Genomic DNA, 20,741 nt, shown 5'->3' on the forward strand with positions numbered 1-20,741 from the left:
TTAGTGTATAAATTTGTCGATAATCTCTTTGTATTTTTTTTCTATGACGTGACGTTTCTTTTTGAACGTATTGGTTAACTCTTCACCTACTTTGAACTCTTGGTCTAAGAAATGAATATTTTGGAGCTTTTCAAAAGGTTTAAACCCCTGCCCTTGATGCAAAAGATCGTTCATCTCACTTTTGATTTTAGCAACAATCTGTTTATCTTCCATAACCTGTTCGATATTATAGACCACTTTATCAAAATGAAATGCTACATACTCTTTCAATTTTTCAAAATCAGGCACAATCAGTGCACCTAACCCTTTTTTTGTGTGACCTACTAAAATAGCATCCGTAATAAAAGGCAACATGGCTATCGTTGATTCAATACGGCTTGGATCGACATTTTCACCACTTGCAAGCACGATCATCTCTTTAGAACGACCCGTAATAACCAGCTCACCTTTGATGGTCAATTTTCCAAGATCACCTGTTTTAAAAAAGCCATCTTCACTAAAACTTTTAGCATTTTCTTCGGGGTTATGGTAGTAGCCTTGCATGACTTGCTCACCTTTGACCCAAATTTCCCCAATTTCACCTGCACCGACCAGTTCACCTTCTTTGTCAACAACCACAAGTGTTGTACCGCGCACAGGCAAGCCCAATGTTGAAAATGTATTGCACTGCAACGCACGTCCTGCAATCGTTGGCGCACACTCTGTCATACCATAGGCATTGACAATACGAATGCCAATCGCATCAATCCATGTATCTAAAAAATCAGGAAGTGCTCCGCCTCCGCTCACGGCCAAACGAAGTCTTCCTCCAAATTTTTCCTGCACAAGTGCTAATTTTTTCTGAGCAAATGCATTGAATGGGCTCAGCACTAAACGTTTGAAAAAGGCAATGGTTTTGTCTTTACATGTAAAGAGGATGGAGCGCTTTTTAAAACAGGGTAATTCGTCTTTTAAAACACGATCTGCTCGTTTATACGCCGCTGAAATTGCAACCAGTTTATTAAAAAGTTTCGCTTTCTTAGGATCTTTTTTTTCTAAAGCCGTGTTAATCTTTGTGTACATAGACTCCCATAGTCTAGGAACTGTAGCCACAATCGTTGGTTTATACTGTTCTAAATCAGCTGCAAATGTTTTAATGGTCGAATAAACCGTACAGCTCCCTTTTGCGATTGAAAGATACTCGGCGGCCCGTTCAAAAATATGCCATGAAGGGAGAATCGAAACCCAAACATCATCACACTCAAGGGCAATGAGTGGAGGCAATTCTTCGACATTGTACATAATGTTTTTGTGGGTGATAATGACACCTTTGGGAATACCCGTTGTTCCAGATGTATAAATCAATGTCACAATATCTTCTTCATCCAAAAGCGCTTTTCTCGCACAAAAAGATTCAATTTCATCTGCATGAATTGTTCTATCTTTTAACAGATCGTGATAAGAATAGAGATTGGTCAATAAAGAGTGAACCTTGGGTGCTTCAAGAATAAAAATCGCTTTAAGTTTAAGAGTATTGAGCATTGTTTCATGTCTTGTATAGACCTGCTCATTTTCAATAATCAAAAACTCTGCACCCGAATGCTCGAGAATAAATTCCAGCTCTTGTGTTGGAGTATCACATCCTCTTGGAATACTAATCGCACCCAAAGAGATGAGTGCAAAGTCAGTGACCATCCACTCATAGCGATTGTCACATAAAAACATCACTTTTGAGCCTTTACCTATCTTTTTGCTTTTAAAAGCACGCGAAAGGACTAAAACATCCTCAAATAATTTTTCATAGGTAACTTCAAACTCGTTATCTGTCACCTTATAAATAAAGGCTTTTCTCTCTTTATACTGCTCATAGGTCTTGACAAACATATGAAACAACGTGTTTTCTTCACGATGCAAGCACAATCCTTAACAATTCAAATTAACTTTTATTGTAATCATTATTCCTGAAAGAGAAGCTTATCTTGTACGAAAAGACCTGAAAACATACCAAAGAATTACAATTTGAACAACCAAAAGCAATGCATGTAAATAATAGACTTGAGTTTCCTTGTTGACAATGCCAAAAAATTCGACCACCTTATAAAAAAAGTAAGAGATGACCATTCCCGCAAGATAGCCTTTTTGCTTAATGACATCGGCAAAGGAGAGTAAGAGTGTGCGTTTAAGAGCGAGGGTTTCCATACGCATCAGATAATTGCCAAAAACAAAGGTTACTTGGTATGCAATATAGATAAATAACACATCACTATAGTTGTATTGAAAAACAAGAAAACTGACAATCATAAGGAATGTCAACAGTTCCACGAAAAGAGTAATGCGGTAAAAGACGAGAAGATTCATCATCTTCTCGTACCCTTTCGCCACTAAGAGCAAACCAATGGCAAGCCCAATACCTCCGAGTGAAAATACGGAAGGCTCAAGCGGTGTATACAGCACAAAAACACTTCCTACCGCAAGCCCAAAAAAGAGAGAATTGAGCAGTTTATACCACAGGTAAGGACGTAGGGCTAATTTCATTAAAATCTCGCTTCCGCACCGGCATAAACACTACGCCCAGCAGAGGCATACCCGTAAACCGTTTGATAATAACGATCAAAGAGGTTATTGGCTTTGAGATAAACATTCCATGTTTTATCAATCTGATAGCTCGCTTTGGCACTTGCTACAAAATAATTACCGGTTTCTTCATCTTTTTGAGCGTACGTTATTGGGTCAAATGAGACATCAGCTCGCGAACCAATATAGGTACCATTCACATTAAAGGTCAATTTATTTGTTGGCATATACGTTGCATACAAACTACTTTGATAACGAGGACGTTTTTTAAGTCTCTCACCATCTTCACCTTTGGCATCGACATAGGTGTAATTTGCGCCCATGAGTAATGATTGAAGGAGTTGTTGTTCATACGATAACTCGATTCCTTTCATAACCGATGTTCCATTGAGATTCACATATTGGTATTTATACGTTGATGCATCATACTGTGCATCAATCATATCTTCAATTTCGTTTCTAAAAATATTCATATTGAATCCTGCATATTGCAGGCCGATGTTAAAGCTTTTAATGTTTTCTGGTTTGAGATCAAAATTACTCATACCATAACTTGCCCAAGGATAAATCATTTCAAACATCGAAGGGGATTTATAGGCGGTACCATAATTTGTATAGATATTAAATTGATCGCTAAAGAGATATTTTGCACCGATTTTGCCCGTAACTTTGTCATCAAACGCACTAAAGCTATCGTAACGCAAGGCTTCGGTGAGGATGACGTTACCAACTTTGTTGGTGTTATTCATATACAGTGCTTTGGAGTGTTCATTATGTTCTTTTTCACTATCGCCAATCGCGGTATAGGTCAACTCTCGCTTTTCATAAGAAGTTCCAAACACTAAAGCGCTATTGTCATAGTATTTCCATGTATCTTTAAGCTCAATAGAGGGTACTTTCCCTTGATAATCGTTTAAGTCGCCTGTATAGGAAGCATTGAGCTCTTTTCTATGAAAGGAGCTTTGGGAGAGTGTTGTTTCAATGGCATGATTGGATGTAAAATATTTATACGTTAAATAGCCAGATTGGATATGCGCATCACTGTGCTGAGAACTATTGGGAAAACCAAAATCATCGTAGCTACTGAGTGAATTAATATCGTGGTATCCCGCCTCAATGCGATTATACGCATCAATCCAATATCCCGCTTTGAGATTCACTGTGGTATTGCGATAACCATCGTTTTCGTATTGATCTATATTTTCGCCTCTAGGCGCATACGTCGTAAAGCCATCTTCAGTGACACGTTGCACAGAGAGCATGACATCAAATGTATCCGTTTTATGAGAAATCGACGTGTTGGCACTTCTTCGACCGTAACTTCCAAACTCCACACCCGCAGTTCCATGGGTTCCGACTTGTGGATTTTTAGTAATAATATTAATCACACCAGCAGCGGCATCAGCGCCCCAAACACCACTTTGCGCACCTTTAATCACTTCGATACGTTCAATATCACCGACCAATAAATGGCTCAAATCGGCGTCACCTAAAAGTGCACTAGGATCGTTGTAACGTACACCATCAACCATCACGAGCGTATATTGATTGGACATCCCTTGCATCATAACAGCGGTTGATTTACCAAGGCCACCATTGGAGGCAAAGCTGACACCTGGAATGGTATTGAGTGCGTCAACAACAGTCGTAATACCTTTGAGGGAGAGTTCTTCAGAGGTGATAATGCTGACATTATCGGTTACATTGGTAGCACTTACCAATGATTTGGAAGCGGTGTAAACTTCAGACTTTTTCTCTTTGATCTTCTTTGAGATCACTACAACAGGTGCGCTACTTTCTTCAAGCACGTCTGTTGTTTCAGAGGAGGCTTCCGCTTTTGGCGTATACAGTTGCTTTTCAGTATCTACAACACTTTGAACATCACTTGCCAAAGAGAGTGTAGCATTTAAAGCAAGTATTGCCGCAAGGCTAAAATACTTTCCTCTAAATCCTTTCAGATTTTTCATTTATTCTCCTTAAAATTTGGAAAAACAATTTTATCTAAAAAGTCTCTTTTTTAATAATTTCCACCTTTTGCCTTACACACTTTTTTACATGTAAACGATGAAATTTTATCAAGACGTGCATAAATTTGATACAATAGTTTGTTGTAAATGTTTGTAAAGTTTCTTACTTTAGAAGCATCGTCTCAAAGGAAATGAATGAATCAAAAGACCTTACGGATTATCTTTTTTAGTTATCTTGCGGTTGTTTTTATCGGTGCTATTTTATTAATGTTGCCCTTTGCCCATGTAGGAAAATTACAGTTTATCGATGCTTTTTTCACCTCGACATCCGCAACATGTGTGACAGGTCTTATCGTCAAAAATACTCCCGAAGCATTTACTTTTTTTGGGCAATTTGTTATCTTAATCCTAATGCAAGTGGGCGGTGTTGGGTACATGAGTATTGTTACCCTCTTCTTCTTATTTATGAAACGAAATCTTACCATCCATGAAAAAAATATGGCGAAAGATTCTCTAAACTACTCAACAAATCTCGACATTCAAAATTTTCTTCAAAAAGTCTTTCTCTTTACACTGATTATTGAATCTATCGGCGCATTTATATTAACACTGCGTTTTGCCACACATATGCCACTAAATAAAGCTATCTGGCAAGGTATCTTTCACTCGGTAGCCGCCTTTAATAACGCTGGTTTTTCCATGTTTAGAGACAACCTTGTAGGCTATCAAACGGATTTTACCGTTTTAGTCACCGTTGGATTTTTGATCATTTTGGGAGGCGTTGGCTACTTGGTACTGGTTGAACTTCATGCCAAAGCAACCCATAAACGCTTTATGCTCTCGGCTCATACGAAAATAACCCTTGTGGGTACACTCATTCTTATCGTTTCAGGTACACTGCTCTTTTTAGCGATTGAATGGGACAACAAAGCTATTTTTGGTCATATGTCACTCTACCACAGCGTTCTTAACAGCTTTTTTCTCTCTGTCAACTTTAGAACTTCAGGATTTAATAGCTTGGATCTTTCACAGCTAAGTGACGCCTCACTCTTTTGTTCTACCATTTATATGATGATCGGTGGAGGAGCAGGCAGTACGGCGGGTGGTATCAAAATTACCACGGTTGCAGTCTTGATCATCGCAACACTGCATACGATTAAGATCAGTAATCAACAACCCAATGCCTTTAAACGTACCATTCCTCAAGAGGTGATTAACCGCTCTTCTGCCATCATTTTAGTTGCTTCTTTTATCGCTATTACAGCCACCGTCATCTTAACAGAAACACAACATACGAATTTTATGGCAACCCTTTTTGAAGTGGTTTCTGCCTTTTGTACGGTAGGTGTTTCCGTTGGAAATGGTGATGTACTGAGCCTTTCAGACAAATTTAGCACGTTTGGTAAGTCGATGATTATAGCGTTAATGCTCATAGGACGGATGGGTATTTTCGCTTTTGGATTTCTCATCATAGGAAAAGAAAAAATTAAACACATACAGTACCCTGAAGGAAGGATTTTATTATGAAAACTTACGCCGTTATAGGTCTTGGCAAATTTGGCTTTCACATCGCTAAAGGACTTGCGGAACAAGGCATGGACATCATTGCTATCGACAACGATCCACATAAAATACAAGTGATTAGCGACTACATCCAAGATGCGCTTATTTTAGACAGTACTGATACAAAAGCTCTTCAAGAAGCGGGTGTTGTGGGACTTGACACGGTTATTATTAGTATTGGTGAGAATATTGAAGCGAGTATTTTAACACTTATGGCACTGAAAGAGTTGGATAATAAAAATATCATTGCCAAAGCCATCACACTGACACATGGCGAAATTTTAGCAAGGCTTGGAGCATTTAAAGTTATTTATCCTGAGCGAGAATCCGCTAAAAAACTCGTTGAAAACCTTGTTGGTAACGTTGTCATTGACCAAGTTGATTTTAGCAGTACCATCAAAATTGCAAAGTTTCTCGTCACAAAGTCACTGATTGGAAAGCCTGTCAGTGAAGTTGAAGCCATGTTTGAAAATGAGATCCATCTCATTGCCTGCAAAACCAGAGATAACTGGACCTTTGATGTTGAAAAAGCTTATAAAATTCGCGAAAATGATATGCTCTCTTTTATCGGTAAAAAATCTTTTATTGAAAAACTAAGACATCTTACTAAATCCGAAAGTGAATAGACTTTTAAATAACCTATAACTAACCGTCTAATCTTTACATGTAAAGACATTCTTACACAAAAATAGTTATAACCTTTACATGTAAAGAGGTTTTTTTGCTCTTTTAAAAACTCTCGTGCATAATTTTTCATCACTGGATAAAGGATTTTTTATGACACACTATTCTCTAACGCCCGAGGAAGAACGCGTCATCCTTCATAAAGGTACAGAAATGCCATTTTCTGGGCAATACAACGACTTTTATGCCCAAGGAATCTACCACTGCAAACAGTGCAATGCACCGCTTTATAACTCATCTGACAAGTTTAATTCAGGATGCGGTTGGCCAAGTTTTGATGATGAGATACCAGGAGCTATAAGACGTGAAACGGACCGTGATGGCAGACGGACTGAAATCCTCTGTAAGGCCTGTGGAGCGCACTTAGGACATGTGTTTGAAGGTGAGAAAATCACGCATAAAAACACCCGTCACTGTGTCAATTCTATCTCACTTACATTTGAGCCTGTAATAAAGTAGTCTTTTGTTTATGCTATAATAGCGTACAAAATATTTTAAAGGAATTCTGTATGACCCAAAGCGAACCGGACTCGGTTAGTTTTCATTTCGTTAATCTCAGGGGAGTTATTCTATGACACTTCTGATCGTCTATCTTTCTCTTGCTCTTTCTGTATCGTTCCTCTGTTCTGTTTTAGAAGCAGTTTTACTCTCAAGTACAAACTCTTACATTGAAACACTCCCCAAAGAAAACAATGAAACCGTTATTGCAATGATTAAAGGATTAAAAGCCAATATCGATAAACCGATCTCTTCGATTTTAACCTTCAATACCTTTGCCCATACGATGGGAGCAGCAGGTGTAGGTGCTCAAACACAAATCCTCTTTGGTGCGGAATGGCAAACCTTAGTGGCTTTTGTTGTAACACTTCTCATCTTGTATGTTTCAGAGATTATCCCCAAAACCATTGGTGCGCTTTACTGGAAAAGACTTTTGATCCCTTCAGCCTATATGATCGAGTTTTTGGTAACCATCAGTACACCATTTACATGGATTTCATCACTTTTGACGAACTATATCTCAAGAAACAAAAAACACCAAGGCAATTTTTCGCGTGATGAAATTATGGCAGTCGTTGCAATGGGTGAGAAAGAGGGATCAATCCTTAGTAAAGAAAGTGACCTGATCGAAAATCTTTTAAAACTTAAAAACATTAAAGCCAAAGATATTATGACACCACGAAGTGTTGTGTTTGCACTTCCTGCGACAACCACTATTGAAACTGCGATTGAAGATGATCGCATGTATATTCACTCACGTATTCCTGTCTTTGGTGAGACTTTGGATGATGTTGTGGGTATTGCTTTCAACCAACGTATCTTGGAAGAGAGTGTGGAAGATCACGATAAAACAACACTTGCGGATATCGCCCATGAAGTACATATGGTTTCTGAGTATTTGCCTGTTCCAAACTTGATCGACCAATTTATCAAACGTAAAACCCATCTTTTTGTGGTGTTTGACAGTTACGGACAAACCGCAGGTGTTGTCACGCTTGAAGATGCCATTGAAACGCTTTTGGGTGTTGAAATCGTTGATGAAATGGACGAAGTAGAGGACATGCAACTCTTTGCAAAAGACCGCAGTAAAAAATTCCAAGACCGTATGAAAGTCGAGCGTAAAAAACTCGAAAAAGCGAAGGTTAACTAAACAGTTCCAAGCATAAAAAGAGCTTTACATGTAAAGCTCTTTTTATAAAACTCTTTGATAATTCCACTGCGTTCTTTGTTGATCCCATGTCAATTCATTCACACAGGCATACGGTTGTTCTATTGTAAACATATCCTTAATTTCTATACTTAAAATAGATGACAGAATCATACGATTGACACCGGCATGGGCAATGATGAGAATAGTACCCGTTGCATGGTGTGTAATGGCATCAAAAGCATCTCTGACACGTTTTGCCATATCATGAAAACTCTCACCATTGGGTGGCGTAAAGTATTCTAAATCCTTGCCTCTTTGCGCATACAGTTCTGGATTGTGTGACGCGATATATGACATTTCCACATTTTCCCAATCGCCCATATCAATCTCGGCAAATGCCTCTACCATGTGATACGTTATAGGTTTATCAACACAAAGAACACGTGCCGTTTGCACACAGCGCTTGAGTGGACTCGTAAAAATCATATCAATAGGAATCGTTTTAAAATAATCATGCAAGCTGTGAGCTTGCTCTTTTCCTTGCGTATCAAGGGGAACATCCGTTCGACCAAGATACCTTTTTGCACTCCCATTATCAATGTGCCCATGTCGAAGCAAATAGACCTTTTCAACCATCGTTAAAAACTTTGTCCGTTAGATTTTCTATTTTTGAAATAATCGCTTTTGTGGCATCTAAGCGTCTTGTGATGTTGCGTAGTGCGTCATCATTACCTTCACATTTTTTAAGCGCCTTTTCAAAGCGTTTTTCAAAACCACATACCTCATCTTCACTCACTAATTTATCGGCTAAGAAAAGTAACTCGTTGGCATTTAAAGGAGTATGGACATTAACATCCATATCCATGTGCGTTTCAATGATATTACCGATGGCTTCATACCCCATCGCACGCAGCTTTTGTGCACCAACAAGAGCATGATTTTTCTCTTGACGCGCAATATCATGCAACAATGCTGCGGCACTTAGAGTTTGTTTATTAATATTGAGTCCAAAAGAAGCGATGCTCTCATACACTTTGCTAGCGATGCTCTCTACCGCTTCACAATGCTTAATGATAGGCTCAGGTACCTCATTTTGTAACATGATTGCTAAACACTCCTCTTTAGTGGGAGTATTCATCACTTCATAGACAACAAGATTAATATAATCATCCAGTGTATCCATATCCATTAAAACCGATTGGTCAGACACGTTTACATGTAAAGCATCGGATTTAAACGCTTCCAATACTTTTTTAAGCCCACCCGCACCATCGCTTGCTAAAATTTGCTCTTTATATTTCATATCAATGAGCGGAGGATGACCTTTTTTCCCAAGAAAAGTAGGATAAAGAACGCCCTTATGTTCATGGGTATATGCCTCGTATATGCTATCAAGGGTTTTCACTTTAATGAGTGGAATATCCACTGGCTGCATATAAAACGCATCCACTGTTTCATCTATGGCACTCAGTCCTTTTTGAATAGAGCTAAACATACCTTTTGCATAATTCTCATTATAAACGATGTGAACCTTATACCCTTGAAGTGCCTCAATAATATCATCCTGCCTATGCCCCGTGACAACATATATATGCTCTATCCCATGAGTTTGATAGGTCTGAATCAATCTCTCCACAGCCGTTATTTGCCCAAAAGGCAAAAGGGGTTTAAAATCGTGCATTCTAGAAGAATACCCGGCGGCAATAATAAGAACAGCGATGTTGCTCTTTCCCATAATGTTAGCTTCTTCTAACTTTTATAAGTTCTGCAACGATGCTAATGGCGATTTCCTCAGGCGTTTGAGCATTGATAGAAACACCAACAGGACAACAGACATCATCCAAATCTTTTTGCGCGAAACCCTCTTGTAGAAGTTGAGAGTAAACATAATTTTTTTTCGTTTTGCTTCCAATCATACCGATATATTTTGCCTTTGCTTGAAGCGCTTGTTCGAGTACCACTTTATCGACACCTCTGGTAACAATAACAATATAACTGTTTTTAGCAATATGTACATCTTGAAGTAACCCCTCATAGGTTGAAGGAACAACATGCACTTCATCCGCAGTAGGAAAACGCTCTTTGTTGGCAAACGCTTCCCTGTCATCTAAAATAGCCGTGTAAAAACCAAGTGTTTTGGTAAGGGCTGCAATTTGTTGCGAAATATGCCCTGCTCCAACGATATAAAGCTTATCTGTCGTATAAAAAGGCTCAATCATATACCTATTGTTTCCAACATAGAGATGAAACTTGATATGGTTAAAATTTTCTCGAAGCTCTTTTACAATGCTCTGTACCTCTTTATCTTCCTCACCATATAGATCCGTTTCAGTACATATCCATTTATTCTTACCGGAAAGGTGTCTTTTGGACTGTGAAATCTTTGTAATCATCACAAAATCCGTATCAGAGACTTTGAGCTCTTTTGCTTTATGATAGATATTGAGTTGTGAAATATCGAGTGCGTCTATGTACTCTAAAAGAACGCTGACTTCACCGCCACATACCATACCAGCAGCACGTGCATCATCATCGGTTAATTCAATATCTTCAACAGAACACTGCTTTGTTTTAAAGACATTTGGTGCTAATTGTATTGCCATGGCTTCTAGTGTGCCTCCACCGATCGTTCCTTCAATCGATACATTTTTACGAATCAGCATCTTAGCCCCCGCTTCTCTGGGAGCTGAACCACTTTTTTGCAATATCGTTGCGGTTACAACTTCGTGTTCTTCATTTAAACTATCCACAATATGTTCAATTATGGTTTTCATCCATCATCCTTTGTTTCTTATGTTGTTGTCTATCTTTCTTTTGATCATGCTGTTGGTCATTTTGGGTGAGTGATCGTCTTCTTCTACATGAAGTCTAAAATTAAATTCAAACGGGAAAGAGTCTCGAATACGACGAATTACCTCTTCTTTTAACGCTACACAACGCTCTTTATTTGCAAGAATAAGCTTTACATGTAAACAGTTTTTCTCACATACCGTAAGCTTATAATCTAAAATACGAGGAAAGTGTAAAAGAATTTCATCGAACTCCCTTAAATGAATAGTATGCCCATTAATCTCTATTTTATTTTCAATGCGACCAAGCACTTTCTCCATGGTTCGCAAAAATGTCCCACAACCGCATGGCTTCGTAGAAAAGCGTGCCATGTCGCCTGTTTTGTAACGAATAAGAGGCATTGCTTGACGATGAAGGGTTGTAAAAACAACTTCACCGTATACGCCATCTTCCACAGGCAACCCCGTAACTGGATCTATGATTTCAAAATAGAGATCGTTTTCTCTTAAATGATAACCCTTAAGGCATTCGCACTCAACTCCTCCACCATATCCCATCTCAGTCATACCGTAATGGTTAAAAACTTGACACTGCCCGTTATCGCTAAGCGCCTCAATGAGGACATCGGGCACATAATCTGTACTTAAAAGAACTTTTTTTATATGGTTTGCAAATACTTCAGGTTTGGCTTTTTTAAAGTACAACACCTGCATCGGTATACCCACAATACAGGTAATGTTATTTTCTTCAATACACAAAGCCGTTTTTTCAACATCACTCAATACACCTTGAACGATACACTCAATCTTTGAAAGTGCCAATGCTTTTTTGAGTAAATCCCCAATACTTCCATAAGCAGAACCAGGAAGCAGTACCAACACTGTGTCGCTTTCATCAACCAAACAGCGCATCCCATGCTGAAAAAAATCAATGGTCAACTCCAAATCTTTCTGCGTAAAAAAGATGCGCTTTTCATCTCCTGTCGTACCCGAAGTATTTAAAGTCACAATACGTTCAACCTCATTACTCGGGACACAAGCAAAATCATACGCATTGCGTTTAATATCATCAGGGGTTGTAAATGCAATGCGCTCAAAATCTTTGAACGATGAGAGAGCGTTTAGGTCAATATCTTTCAACATTGCTTGATAAAATCGGCTTTTCTCTTTTGCATAAGCCAATGTTTTAATCAATTCACCAAGCTGATACGCACGCAAGGCTTCTTGGCTTTTGTGTGCGATGTGTGTACGCTCCAATATCCATTGCTCTAAGGGTGTGACCGTCATCGTATCCTCTTTGCGCCTCGATAAAGAGACTCTCCATCTCTATTGGTGATGTTATACATACAAAAAGGGATAAGCCTACCATCTGTGGTCGATACATGAATACAACAATCTCTAATACGCTCTAAATTCACATTCCACGCATCTTGAAATGCCATTCCTGAAATGCTAAAAGCGTTGTTGGCAATGGCACTGAGAATTTTGTCCCAATCAGAGAGTTTCTCTTCTTGAGCGTATTGTTTTTGATACGACCAATTTCGTGCCACAAAAGCTTTGGCTTTGGTCGCGCCCACTTCTGCTTTTTCGCTTTCACCTGAACAACATGACCTCTTCGTCACAGGTTTTAAAACATCCTCTTCTATCAAATAATTGCCATTAAAAGAACAGAGCGCATTTTCGCATCCTGGGGGTTGCATACTCTGCATACTGACCATCTGATCGGTTTGTTCGCAAATATGTTCCATGACTTCAGGCAAGGTGATTCTATCTGCATCTTTAGGTGTTTCAGGAATACGTCCAAAATAGCTTACGGGCTGAAAATGCACACCTCTAACGGCAGGAGACCTGCTTATGCCAAAACGTATAATCTCACCAATGCTATCCACATTAATGTTAGGTACGATGGTAGGAACCAGCACAACACCAATGCCGAATTTTCGGCAATTCTCAATCGCTTGGCATTTAACATCAAACAGAGCCTTTCCACGCAGTTTTTCATAAATTGCATCATCAATTCCATCAAATTGCAGGAAAATAGAATTGAGTCCTGCTTCTTTTAAAGCTTTTACATAGGCTTCATCATTTGCCATACGAATACCATTGGTATTGACTTGAATGAAAGGAAAACCTAGTTCAACGCCTAGACGAACAATATCTGCTAAATCATCTCTTACCGTTGGTTCACCACCGGAAAGTTGAATATTGCATTTTCCTGAAGCCTTTAAAATAGTCTCAAACTGAGAACGTAACTGTTTTAACGATGGATCTTTACTCTTGGAATCAAGGGCATCCGCAAAACAAAAACGACAACTAAGATTACAACGCGTTGTCACTTCAATAAGTGCCGTACACGTATGTTGTCTGTGTGAACTACACAATCCACAATCATAAGGACACCCTTGATCTACCTGTGTGATCGGACTTTTGATGTAAGCCCTCTCCTTAGTGCGAATCCACTCGCGCAAGTGCATATTGCCTCGCCATACAACGGTTTTAAACGCTCCATGTTCTGAGCATACTTTATGTATGTAAGTGGTAGTACCCTCATCGTACATGTAAGCATCAAGCTTACGCAAACAGATTGGGCATAAACTTTCAATGTGCATTGAAGAGGTCATTGTCATCTTATCTACCTTCTATTCCCATATTCATAACCGTGTTCTAACAAAATTTCATAGACTTTGACATATGCCTTTTTGATCATCTCGGCACAGGTCAGCTTATAACTCTGATCAATTCCATGAAAATCAGTAACACCTATCAGATTAACACATTTTGTAGCACCAAATTCCACATTAAACCACTCATGAAATTCAGTAACCATCTGTGTAAAATCTTCTTTAGCACTCTCTTCTTCTTTGGCTTTGGCAGCATAAAGACCTAAAACACCAATTCCGCCACTCAAAACGCCACATGTTTGTTGCGTATCGGCGATGCCTCGGCATAATCCTTGAGCAGCTCGAATTAGATCATCGTTCTGTGTCCCTTCATCTTCAAGAGCGAGTTTATACATAATCTGTGCACAGCAAAATCCCGCTGATGAGAATTTAAACAAACGTAGTGATAATTCATCCATTGTTTTTTCCTTTTTTTGCGATTAAGATAAAATAACCTGGCTTACATTGTTTAATATTTTGTTCAAAATGGCAACACGTTTGAGCAACTTCGCCTTCAATGGTTTTACTCCAAAAAGAGCCCATAGATCCGTGAGAGAAGATGATCTTGACCATAAGCTCTTTAAGCAGTTGTGAACAATCTTCTAAAAGCATAATCTCAAATCCTATTGTTTCCAACGCCTCTTTTAATGAAGGCAGATCGTGCATTCCACGCATACACGAAGTAATAGAAAAATTGTCCATTTCCCTTAGCGTTTCAGAATTTTTGGCATAAACATCGTTGATGACAAACCAACCCTCATTGCTTAAAATTCTATACACCTCGCGTAAGGTTACATGTAAATCATGCATCAGGGACAAAGTACATTCTGCCAAAACACACTCAAAACTCTCCTGCTCAAAAGGGAGAGCATCACCCGATCCTAATACAAAGGTCGCAAAAGGATTTTTTGCTTTTGCGATGGTAAGTAACTTTTCAGAAGGATCAATGCCAATGACTTTAATCCCATGATTTTGGTAAAGATACGAAGCCGTTGCTCCCATACCACAGCCTAAATCAAGCACTCTCATCTGCTTATTCAAAGTGCAAAAGCTGACGGCTTTATCGGTCAGTTTAAACCCTCCAGGACGTAAGGTTTCTCCTGTAGCTTCTTGCATAGAGCTGCTTTCATAGACATTTATCACGTTACTTGTCCTCTAAGCTTTTTTCAACTTCAAGTATCTTACCTAATGCCAAATCTTCGCTAATAAAAACCATATTGCAGGTAGGACACTTTAAAAGTTCCACTTCAAAATTTCCCTCAAGATAGCGCACTTTGACCTTTTGTGAAATCAATGCTTTCTGGCATTTATCGCACATCCATGGTATTTGTGTATCGATTTTATTTTCCATCTTAGGACTCCACCACTTCCATTCTATGACTGTAAACATCTTTAATCGTGATGTCACTGCCATTTTCTTCGTACTTCACCCAATACGTCACATTTTGAACACGGAAACGTGCGAGAAAATCTGATGTTTCAGGGTTAAAGAACCGCTCTTTGTGTGTAAGAGAATTATCGATCACTTTTTCAATATCACTCAGCAAGATAAATCGCTTCTCCATCATTGCGGTGATTTCATCTGAAATATGAAGCGTAAAATCATACGTTGTGTTCATGGCACTCTCCTCTTCATTCCATATCTCTTTAAGCAGTTGATGTTTGAGTCGTTTTCGATTGTTTTGTCGCGCTGAGAGTGTTGGCATTTTTTGAGGAGTATCTTCGTCTTTTTCAATGCCATAAATAAGATCTAAAATGTGATATGCCCTTTTATTTCCCTTGACAATGGCGTCTTTACACATCGCGCAATACACCAAAATATCTTGTTCACTCTCGCTCACACGATCCGTCACAAAATCATCGGCTTGCTCAGGATTCGCATTTGATACCAATCCACCATAACCACAACATTTGGCTTTCTCTTTAGAATATTCAAGCTCTTCAATGGTATAGCCTAACGTTTTCACGATGCTTCGTATACTATCATGGACTGCTGTATTATGTCTGCTAGCACACGCATCATGAATGCTCAAAACACGCCTACCTTTTTTAATATCCGTCGTAGGCAAACCATATTTATCTAACACTTCCCATAAAGAGATCGTCTTAATCATCGGTAAGTATTTTTCAAAGGTAGAAGCACAACTCGAACAGGCTAAGATAAACGTAGGTTCACCCATTTCTGTCCAAACCTTGTGTATTTTTTCCACACTTTCGGGCATAAGATCAAGCCTTCCTGCCCAATCAGCGGGTGCGCCACAACATCCCAAATAGAGACCAACATCGTTATCCGCATCTTTGGCTTTGATAATACCGACGACATGTTTATAAATCTCACCGATATAGTCTGTATGCGTTGCGCTCAGTTGACATCCTGGATAAAAGAGATAACCCGTTTTTCCAGAGCCTTTGTACAAGCCTCTCGCATAGCCGGAAAAGGCAATGACAGGATAGTAAAAGAGATCTTTGGATTGTTCTTTACTGGGCTGTTTTCGAACCATTGAGAATGAATCACTTTGACTAAATTGCATATCTTTAAGAGCAAAATCATGCGCTGAAAGTGGCATTTTCCCCCGTTCGACCATGCTCAGTCTCGTGGCATGGATGATATCTGCCATACCAATCCCTATAGGACAAACCTCTTTGCATAAACCACACTCTGTACAGGAATTAATCATCGTATTGGCCGTTCTGTTTCCTAAAACAATCCGTTCATTATGGTTGATACTTCGAATGTATCTATCGGGGGTGATGTTAAAACGTTGCATATGAGCACACGCCTTAATACAGGCATCACATTGGCATTTTAGACATCTGCTTGCTTCTTTTTTAGCTTCATCTTCAGAATAAAGAGAGGATATTTTAACCACCGTAGCGCTAGGTTTTACGGTATCAATCTTATACTTTAATTTTGTTTCAAAAATTCCTTCACGCTCACGAGAGGCGGTCATAGAGGTTTTTGAAATATATCGATCTATTGAGATAGCTGCACGTTTACCAGAACTTACAAAACCAATAACAGAACGGATATGAGTTTGAATTTCCCCGCCTATAAACAAGGACTGTTCGCCTACTTGAAACGTATCAGGATGGATCGCGTATGCTTTGTTCCAACACCCTGTTCCCAAGTAAACTGCATCGTACTTTTCAATATAACTTTGGAGATTTTCTTCTAATACTTCTGTATCATAGTAAACAGTGATACCTTTTTGTTTTATCACTAAAAGTTCTTCTTCTATGATGGCGGTTTCTAAACCTTTACCTTCATAATCCCAAAGGCATCCACCTAATCGGTTGGATTTTTCATAAATGCTGACTTTGTACCCTTTTTTATCCAGCTCAATCGCGGCAATACACCCACTCAACCCTCCACCAATGATGGCAACATTTCCTTTTGTCTTGGGTAAGAGAAACGTTTTTTTAGGCTTTATATACCCTAAATCAATGACAGTTTTTTCAAGTTCACTGATGCGTATGCTTCCTCCAACGTCTTTTCTGACACACGTTGTTTCACAAGGATGGTCACATATTTTTCCAATCAATCGACTAAAAGGGATTTTAGCATCCATGATTGTGTAAGCTCCAGCAAAATTACCTTTTTCAATTTCAGACACAAATGCAATCACATCCATATGAACCGGACACGATGCAACGCATACGGGGGGTTCTGAATGAATACATTGATTGCTAATTTCCAATAATTTATCTAAATCCATTCTTATATCCTCATAGTATCGCGTTAAAGGCAAATGAATGTGTGAGATACAAAGAGTATCTCACACATCTTCTAATAAGCTTTTTCTAAAAAAACTAATTAGCTAAAGCTTCCAACACTTTTTCTGGACGAGCTGGTAAGTGCGTAATTCTTGCACCACACGCATTGTAAATAGCATTAATAATTGCCGCATGTGGAGCTGCAAGAGGCATTTCACCTGCACCTGCAGAACCTAGTAAGCCGTTTGGTCTTTGATATTCGGTATAGATGAGATCAAGATTATCTGGGACATCTTTGATTTTTGGAATACCACATCCTGTTAAGGTTGTATGTTTTTTAAGATCATCGAAGTCTTCGGTAAGAGCTAAACCAATACCTTGAACCAAACCACCATACATTTGTCCATCGACAACCAATTTATTGATGATCGTACCAACATCAGATGCCAATGTCATTTTCTCAACATTGGTTTTACCCGTTTTGGTATCGACCTCAACTTCTGCGATACAAACACCATACATATATGCGGCAAATGGATTTCCTTGACCATCTGTTGGAGGTGTATCTGTACATGGTGCTGTCCATTTACCCATATATTTAACCTCACGACCTTCCGCGATCATCTCTTCATAGGTTCTGTATGTACCATCTGCTTTTTTCAAGGCTTCAAGTAAGTTTCTACATGCAACAACCGTAGCATTACCCGTCATAACATTCGAACGACTTCCGCCAGCTGGTCCACTGTTTGGTGTTTTAGTCATATCGTTCAAGACTAAATCAATTTGGGTTGGTTTAAGATTCAAAGGTTTTAATGTTTCATGCGCAAAAGTTAAGGTAGCAACATCGGCACCTTGACCATGATCTTCCCATGAATTACCTACAGTAACACCTTTTGCAGTAATCTCAGCCCATGCTTCAGAAGAGTCTGGACCATCTAAGCCACAACCATAGATGTTAGTAGAAACACCTACGCCGTATTTTTTACCAGGTGCTGCATTTGCATTCTTGGCAGCCGCTGTCTTTTTCGCTAATTCGTAAATAGGACGACTTTTATCAAACAGTTCTTCTAAACAATAGACATCAGGCTCACAACTGGTTGGCGTAGTATCCCCTGGTCTATAAATATTTTTATAGCGGAGTTCAAACGGATCCATACCAATTTTTTCAGCCAATTCATCAATGAGCACTTCGGATGGGAACATAATCTCAGGAGAGCCATACCCACGGAATGCTGAACCCCAACCATGGTTGGTACAAACAGTGCGTCCATTACCACGAATATTAGGGATCATATATCCTGCACAACCAAATTGGAAACCACGTTGTGTTAACAAGTCACCAAATTCTGAGTAAGGACCATGATCAACGCTCCAATCAGATTCCAACGCTAAGAGTTTGCCTTCTTTGTTGGCAGCCAATTTCATGGTTGTCCAGAATGGAGAACGCTTACCAGTGTAGGTAATTTGTTGTTTCATATTGAACTCAAGGTAAACAGGTCTTCCTGTTGCCATTGTTGCGACGCCTAATAATCCTTCCATCGTTGGACTAAATTTATAACCAAAAGTAGCCCCTGTATTGTTTTGGACGATATAGACATCTTCTGCTTTCATACCCACACCCTCAGCAATCATGAGTGCATGGAAGTGAAGTGCGATACTTTTTGAATGAATAATAAGTTTACCATCATCATCCACATATGCAAAACCAACATCTGGCTCAAGCGGTAAGTGAGGTTGGCGTTGTGTATAGAAACTGTCTTCAACAACATAAGCAGCTTCTTTCATAATAGGCGCAGTTTCAGCCCCTTTACTAATATGGTTCGTAAAGTAAACATTTGGAGTGCCTGGATGAATCTCAATAGCATCACTTGCCATAGCATCAGGAGCATTCATATACGCTGGCAATACTTCAAGTTCTACTTTAACTTTATCAACGCCTTCGTGAGCCGCTTTTTCATTTTCAGCGAGGACAATAGCGATTGCATCACCGTATTGGAATATTTTTGTATCATTTAAAATTGGTCTATCTAAGCCATCACCTTTATTCGTAGGGAAAGCCAAACCATTAATTCTGTTCGTTCCTTTAACATCTTTATACGTTAAAACAGCAACAACACCAGGGACTTTTTTAGCTTCTTCGGTATCAATTGAGATAATATTCGCATGAGAAACTTCAGCTTGCACAATTTTTGCATGAAGTGTATTCACTGGAAGTTTTAAGCCTAGATCTGCTCCAAAGTCCCATGTTCCAGTAACTTTTGCCATAGCTGAAGGACGAATATACGTTGAGCCAACCAATGACGCACCTTCTGGTATTTTTTTCCAGAAATCTTTGATTGCCAATTCGCCTCTTATGATTTTTGCTGCATCCATAACCGCATCAACGAGAGGTTTGTATCCTGTACAACGGCAGAGGTTTTTGTTTTTTTGGAACCAGTCTCTGACTTCTTCACGTGTTGGGTTGTTATTTTGCTCTAGGAGAACTTTAGCAGAGACGATGAAACCTGGTGTACAATAACCACATTGTGCCGCACCATAGACCATCCAAGCAATTTGAAGAGGGTGAAGCTTGTCTTTCGTACCGACACCTTCAATGGTAATAATTTCATCATTATCTTCAATCTTTTTCATCTTCGTAATACATGATCTAACAAGCTTTCCATTAAGAATAACGGTACATGTACCACATTCACCACTGTTACAGCCTACTTTTGTACCCGTAAGACCTAGTTGTTTTCTAAGCACATCGGATAATTTATCTTCTACATCCGCGACCAAGGTCGTTTTAACGCCGTTGATAATTAACATTTTCTTTAACATGTTTTACCCCTTATAAATTAGTGTTACTTTATTTCTAAATGCAACAATATGCGAAAAAAGCATATTGATATCTATAAGCTTTTTGAAAATCTCATTTTAAAGGCCTATAATATGTATATTTTGCATATTATCCACGATGAACCATCAAAAAACTCACCAATTTAAATTCACTATGAAGCACGTACATACACTGTATTAGTCATGTTTTATAGAATATTTTTTTGGCCTCCCATAACCTACGTATTTTTTGTTGTCTTTACTTACACTGAAGATTATATACTAGTAATCTAGCATGAATATAGCAACAGGTTTGATTGCAAATATGCCTAATTACAAAGAGAAA

The 20,741-nt window shown here is 38.9% G+C and carries 17 protein-coding genes; 4 read left to right on the forward strand and 13 right to left on the reverse strand.

All coding sequences use genetic code 11. The features are described 5' to 3' along the window. From SJPD1_RS09135 to SJPD1_RS09145, 3 genes are read right to left on the reverse strand one after another with little or no spacing between them, the layout of a single operon-like run. A complete protein-coding gene (locus SJPD1_RS09135; protein WP_096046883.1) occupies positions 1–1,893 on the reverse strand; it encodes an AMP-dependent synthetase/ligase in 1,893 nt (630 codons plus the stop codon). Positions 1,894–1,953: 60 nt separating this feature from the next. Further along, positions 1,954–2,514, reverse strand: coding sequence for a hypothetical protein (locus tag SJPD1_RS09140; protein WP_096046884.1), 561 nt, complete (start codon positions 2,512–2,514; stop codon positions 1,954–1,956). After that, on the reverse strand, positions 2,514–4,520 hold the full coding sequence (locus SJPD1_RS09145) for a TonB-dependent receptor plug domain-containing protein (RefSeq protein ID WP_096046885.1): 2,007 nt from the start codon (positions 4,518–4,520) through the stop codon (positions 2,514–2,516). Before SJPD1_RS09145 ends, SJPD1_RS09140 begins: the two co-directional genes overlap by 1 nt. Positions 4,521–4,715: 195 nt before the next feature. Here SJPD1_RS09145 and SJPD1_RS09150 point away from each other — a divergent pair, with 195 nt between their 5' ends. From SJPD1_RS09150 to SJPD1_RS09165, 4 genes are all read left to right on the forward strand, one after another. Beyond that, entirely contained in the window at positions 4,716–6,047 is a 1,332-nt protein-coding gene (locus tag SJPD1_RS09150) for a TrkH family potassium uptake protein (protein ID WP_096046886.1), read from the forward strand. Further along, positions 6,044–6,709, forward strand: coding sequence for a potassium channel family protein (locus SJPD1_RS09155; protein WP_096046887.1), 666 nt, complete (start codon positions 6,044–6,046; stop codon positions 6,707–6,709). The genes SJPD1_RS09150 and SJPD1_RS09155 overlap by 4 nt, the downstream gene beginning before the upstream one ends. 151 nt (positions 6,710–6,860) lie before the next feature. Then, positions 6,861–7,226, forward strand: a complete 366-nt coding sequence (locus tag SJPD1_RS09160) for a methionine-R-sulfoxide reductase (RefSeq protein WP_096046888.1) — start codon at positions 6,861–6,863, stop codon at positions 7,224–7,226. 112 nt (positions 7,227–7,338) lie between these two features. Continuing rightward, positions 7,339–8,415 carry a CNNM domain-containing protein gene (locus SJPD1_RS09165; protein WP_096046889.1) on the forward strand — a complete coding sequence of 359 codons (1,077 nt, stop codon included), beginning with the start codon at positions 7,339–7,341 and terminating at the stop codon, positions 8,413–8,415. A gap of 42 nt (positions 8,416–8,457) precedes the next feature. Here SJPD1_RS09165 and SJPD1_RS09170 read toward each other — a convergent pair whose 3' ends face one another. The 10 genes from SJPD1_RS09170 to SJPD1_RS09215 form a co-directional block, all read right to left on the reverse strand. Beyond that, positions 8,458–9,051, reverse strand: a complete 594-nt coding sequence (locus SJPD1_RS09170) for a histidine phosphatase family protein (protein ID WP_096046890.1) — start codon at positions 9,049–9,051, stop codon at positions 8,458–8,460. Continuing rightward, positions 9,044–10,150: a DVU_1551 family NTP transferase gene (locus tag SJPD1_RS09175; RefSeq protein WP_096046891.1), complete on the reverse strand. Its 1,107-nt coding sequence runs from the start codon at positions 10,148–10,150 to the stop codon at positions 9,044–9,046. Before SJPD1_RS09175 ends, SJPD1_RS09170 begins: the two co-directional genes overlap by 8 nt. Positions 10,151–10,154: 4 nt before the next feature. Further along, complete coding sequence (locus tag SJPD1_RS09180) at positions 10,155–11,189, reverse strand: XdhC family aldehyde oxidoreductase maturation factor (RefSeq protein WP_096046892.1); 1,035 nt, start codon at positions 11,187–11,189, stop codon at positions 10,155–10,157. A gap of 3 nt (positions 11,190–11,192) precedes the next feature. Then, on the reverse strand, positions 11,193–12,491 hold the full coding sequence (locus SJPD1_RS09185) for a DVU_1553 family AMP-dependent CoA ligase (RefSeq protein WP_096046893.1): 1,299 nt from the start codon (positions 12,489–12,491) through the stop codon (positions 11,193–11,195). Continuing rightward, a complete protein-coding gene (gene trsS / locus SJPD1_RS09190) occupies positions 12,488–13,831 on the reverse strand; it encodes a radical SAM (seleno)protein TrsS (protein ID WP_210394351.1) in 1,344 nt (447 codons plus the stop codon). The genes SJPD1_RS09185 and trsS overlap by 4 nt, the downstream gene beginning before the upstream one ends. A gap of 5 nt (positions 13,832–13,836) precedes the next feature. Next, positions 13,837–14,283, reverse strand: coding sequence for a DVU_1555 family C-GCAxxG-C-C protein (locus tag SJPD1_RS09195; protein WP_096046894.1), 447 nt, complete (start codon positions 14,281–14,283; stop codon positions 13,837–13,839). Beyond that, positions 14,276–14,980, reverse strand: coding sequence for a DVU_1556 family methyltransferase (trsM, locus tag SJPD1_RS09200; RefSeq protein ID WP_096047828.1), 705 nt, complete (start codon positions 14,978–14,980; stop codon positions 14,276–14,278). Before trsM ends, SJPD1_RS09195 begins: the two co-directional genes overlap by 8 nt. A gap of 28 nt (positions 14,981–15,008) precedes the next feature. Next, a complete protein-coding gene (locus SJPD1_RS09205) occupies positions 15,009–15,215 on the reverse strand; it encodes a DVU_1557 family redox protein (RefSeq protein ID WP_096046895.1) in 207 nt (68 codons plus the stop codon). A gap of 1 nt (position 15,216) precedes the next feature. Beyond that, positions 15,217–17,580, reverse strand: coding sequence for a pyridine nucleotide-disulfide oxidoreductase/dicluster-binding protein (locus SJPD1_RS09210; protein ID WP_096046896.1), 2,364 nt, complete (start codon positions 17,578–17,580; stop codon positions 15,217–15,219). 94 nt (positions 17,581–17,674) lie between these two features. Continuing rightward, entirely contained in the window at positions 17,675–20,398 is a 2,724-nt protein-coding gene (locus SJPD1_RS09215) for a molybdopterin-dependent aldehyde oxidoreductase (protein ID WP_096046897.1), read from the reverse strand. Positions 20,399–20,741 lie beyond the last annotated feature (343 nt).

It is taken from the genome of Sulfurospirillum diekertiae (genome assembly GCF_002309535.1).
GTDB classification, from domain to species: Bacteria; Campylobacterota; Campylobacteria; order Campylobacterales; family Sulfurospirillaceae; genus Sulfurospirillum; species Sulfurospirillum diekertiae.

Excerpts from the sequence above, each read along its gene's own strand:
- SJPD1_RS09170 (WP_096046890.1), bottom strand. The coding sequence starts at position 9,051 with ATGGTTGAAAAGGTCTATTTGCTTCGACATGGGCACATTGATAATGGG.
- SJPD1_RS09155 (WP_096046887.1), top strand. The coding sequence starts at position 6,044 with ATGAAAACTTACGCCGTTATAGGTCTTGGCAAATTTGGCTTTCACATC.
- SJPD1_RS09210 (WP_096046896.1), bottom strand. The coding sequence starts at position 17,580 with ATGGATTTAGATAAATTATTGGAAATTAGCAATCAATGTATTCATTCA.
- SJPD1_RS09145 (WP_096046885.1), bottom strand. The coding sequence starts at position 4,520 with ATGAAAAATCTGAAAGGATTTAGAGGAAAGTATTTTAGCCTTGCGGCA.
- SJPD1_RS09180 (WP_096046892.1), bottom strand. The coding sequence starts at position 11,189 with ATGAAAACCATAATTGAACATATTGTGGATAGTTTAAATGAAGAACAC.
- SJPD1_RS09205 (WP_096046895.1), bottom strand. The coding sequence starts at position 15,215 with ATGGAAAATAAAATCGATACACAAATACCATGGATGTGCGATAAATGC.
- SJPD1_RS09215 (WP_096046897.1), bottom strand. The coding sequence starts at position 20,398 with ATGTTAAAGAAAATGTTAATTATCAACGGCGTTAAAACGACCTTGGTC.
- SJPD1_RS09175 (WP_096046891.1), bottom strand. The coding sequence starts at position 10,150 with ATGGGAAAGAGCAACATCGCTGTTCTTATTATTGCCGCCGGGTATTCT.
- SJPD1_RS09185 (WP_096046893.1), bottom strand. The coding sequence starts at position 12,491 with ATGACGGTCACACCCTTAGAGCAATGGATATTGGAGCGTACACACATC.
- SJPD1_RS09195 (WP_096046894.1), bottom strand. The coding sequence starts at position 14,283 with ATGGATGAATTATCACTACGTTTGTTTAAATTCTCATCAGCGGGATTT.
- SJPD1_RS09165 (WP_096046889.1), top strand. The coding sequence starts at position 7,339 with ATGACACTTCTGATCGTCTATCTTTCTCTTGCTCTTTCTGTATCGTTC.
- SJPD1_RS09140 (WP_096046884.1), bottom strand. The coding sequence starts at position 2,514 with ATGAAATTAGCCCTACGTCCTTACCTGTGGTATAAACTGCTCAATTCT.
- trsS (WP_210394351.1), bottom strand. The coding sequence starts at position 13,831 with ATGACAATGACCTCTTCAATGCACATTGAAAGTTTATGCCCAATCTGT.
- SJPD1_RS09160 (WP_096046888.1), top strand. The coding sequence starts at position 6,861 with ATGACACACTATTCTCTAACGCCCGAGGAAGAACGCGTCATCCTTCAT.
- SJPD1_RS09150 (WP_096046886.1), top strand. The coding sequence starts at position 4,716 with ATGAATCAAAAGACCTTACGGATTATCTTTTTTAGTTATCTTGCGGTT.
- trsM (WP_096047828.1), bottom strand. The coding sequence starts at position 14,980 with ATGCAAGAAGCTACAGGAGAAACCTTACGTCCTGGAGGGTTTAAACTG.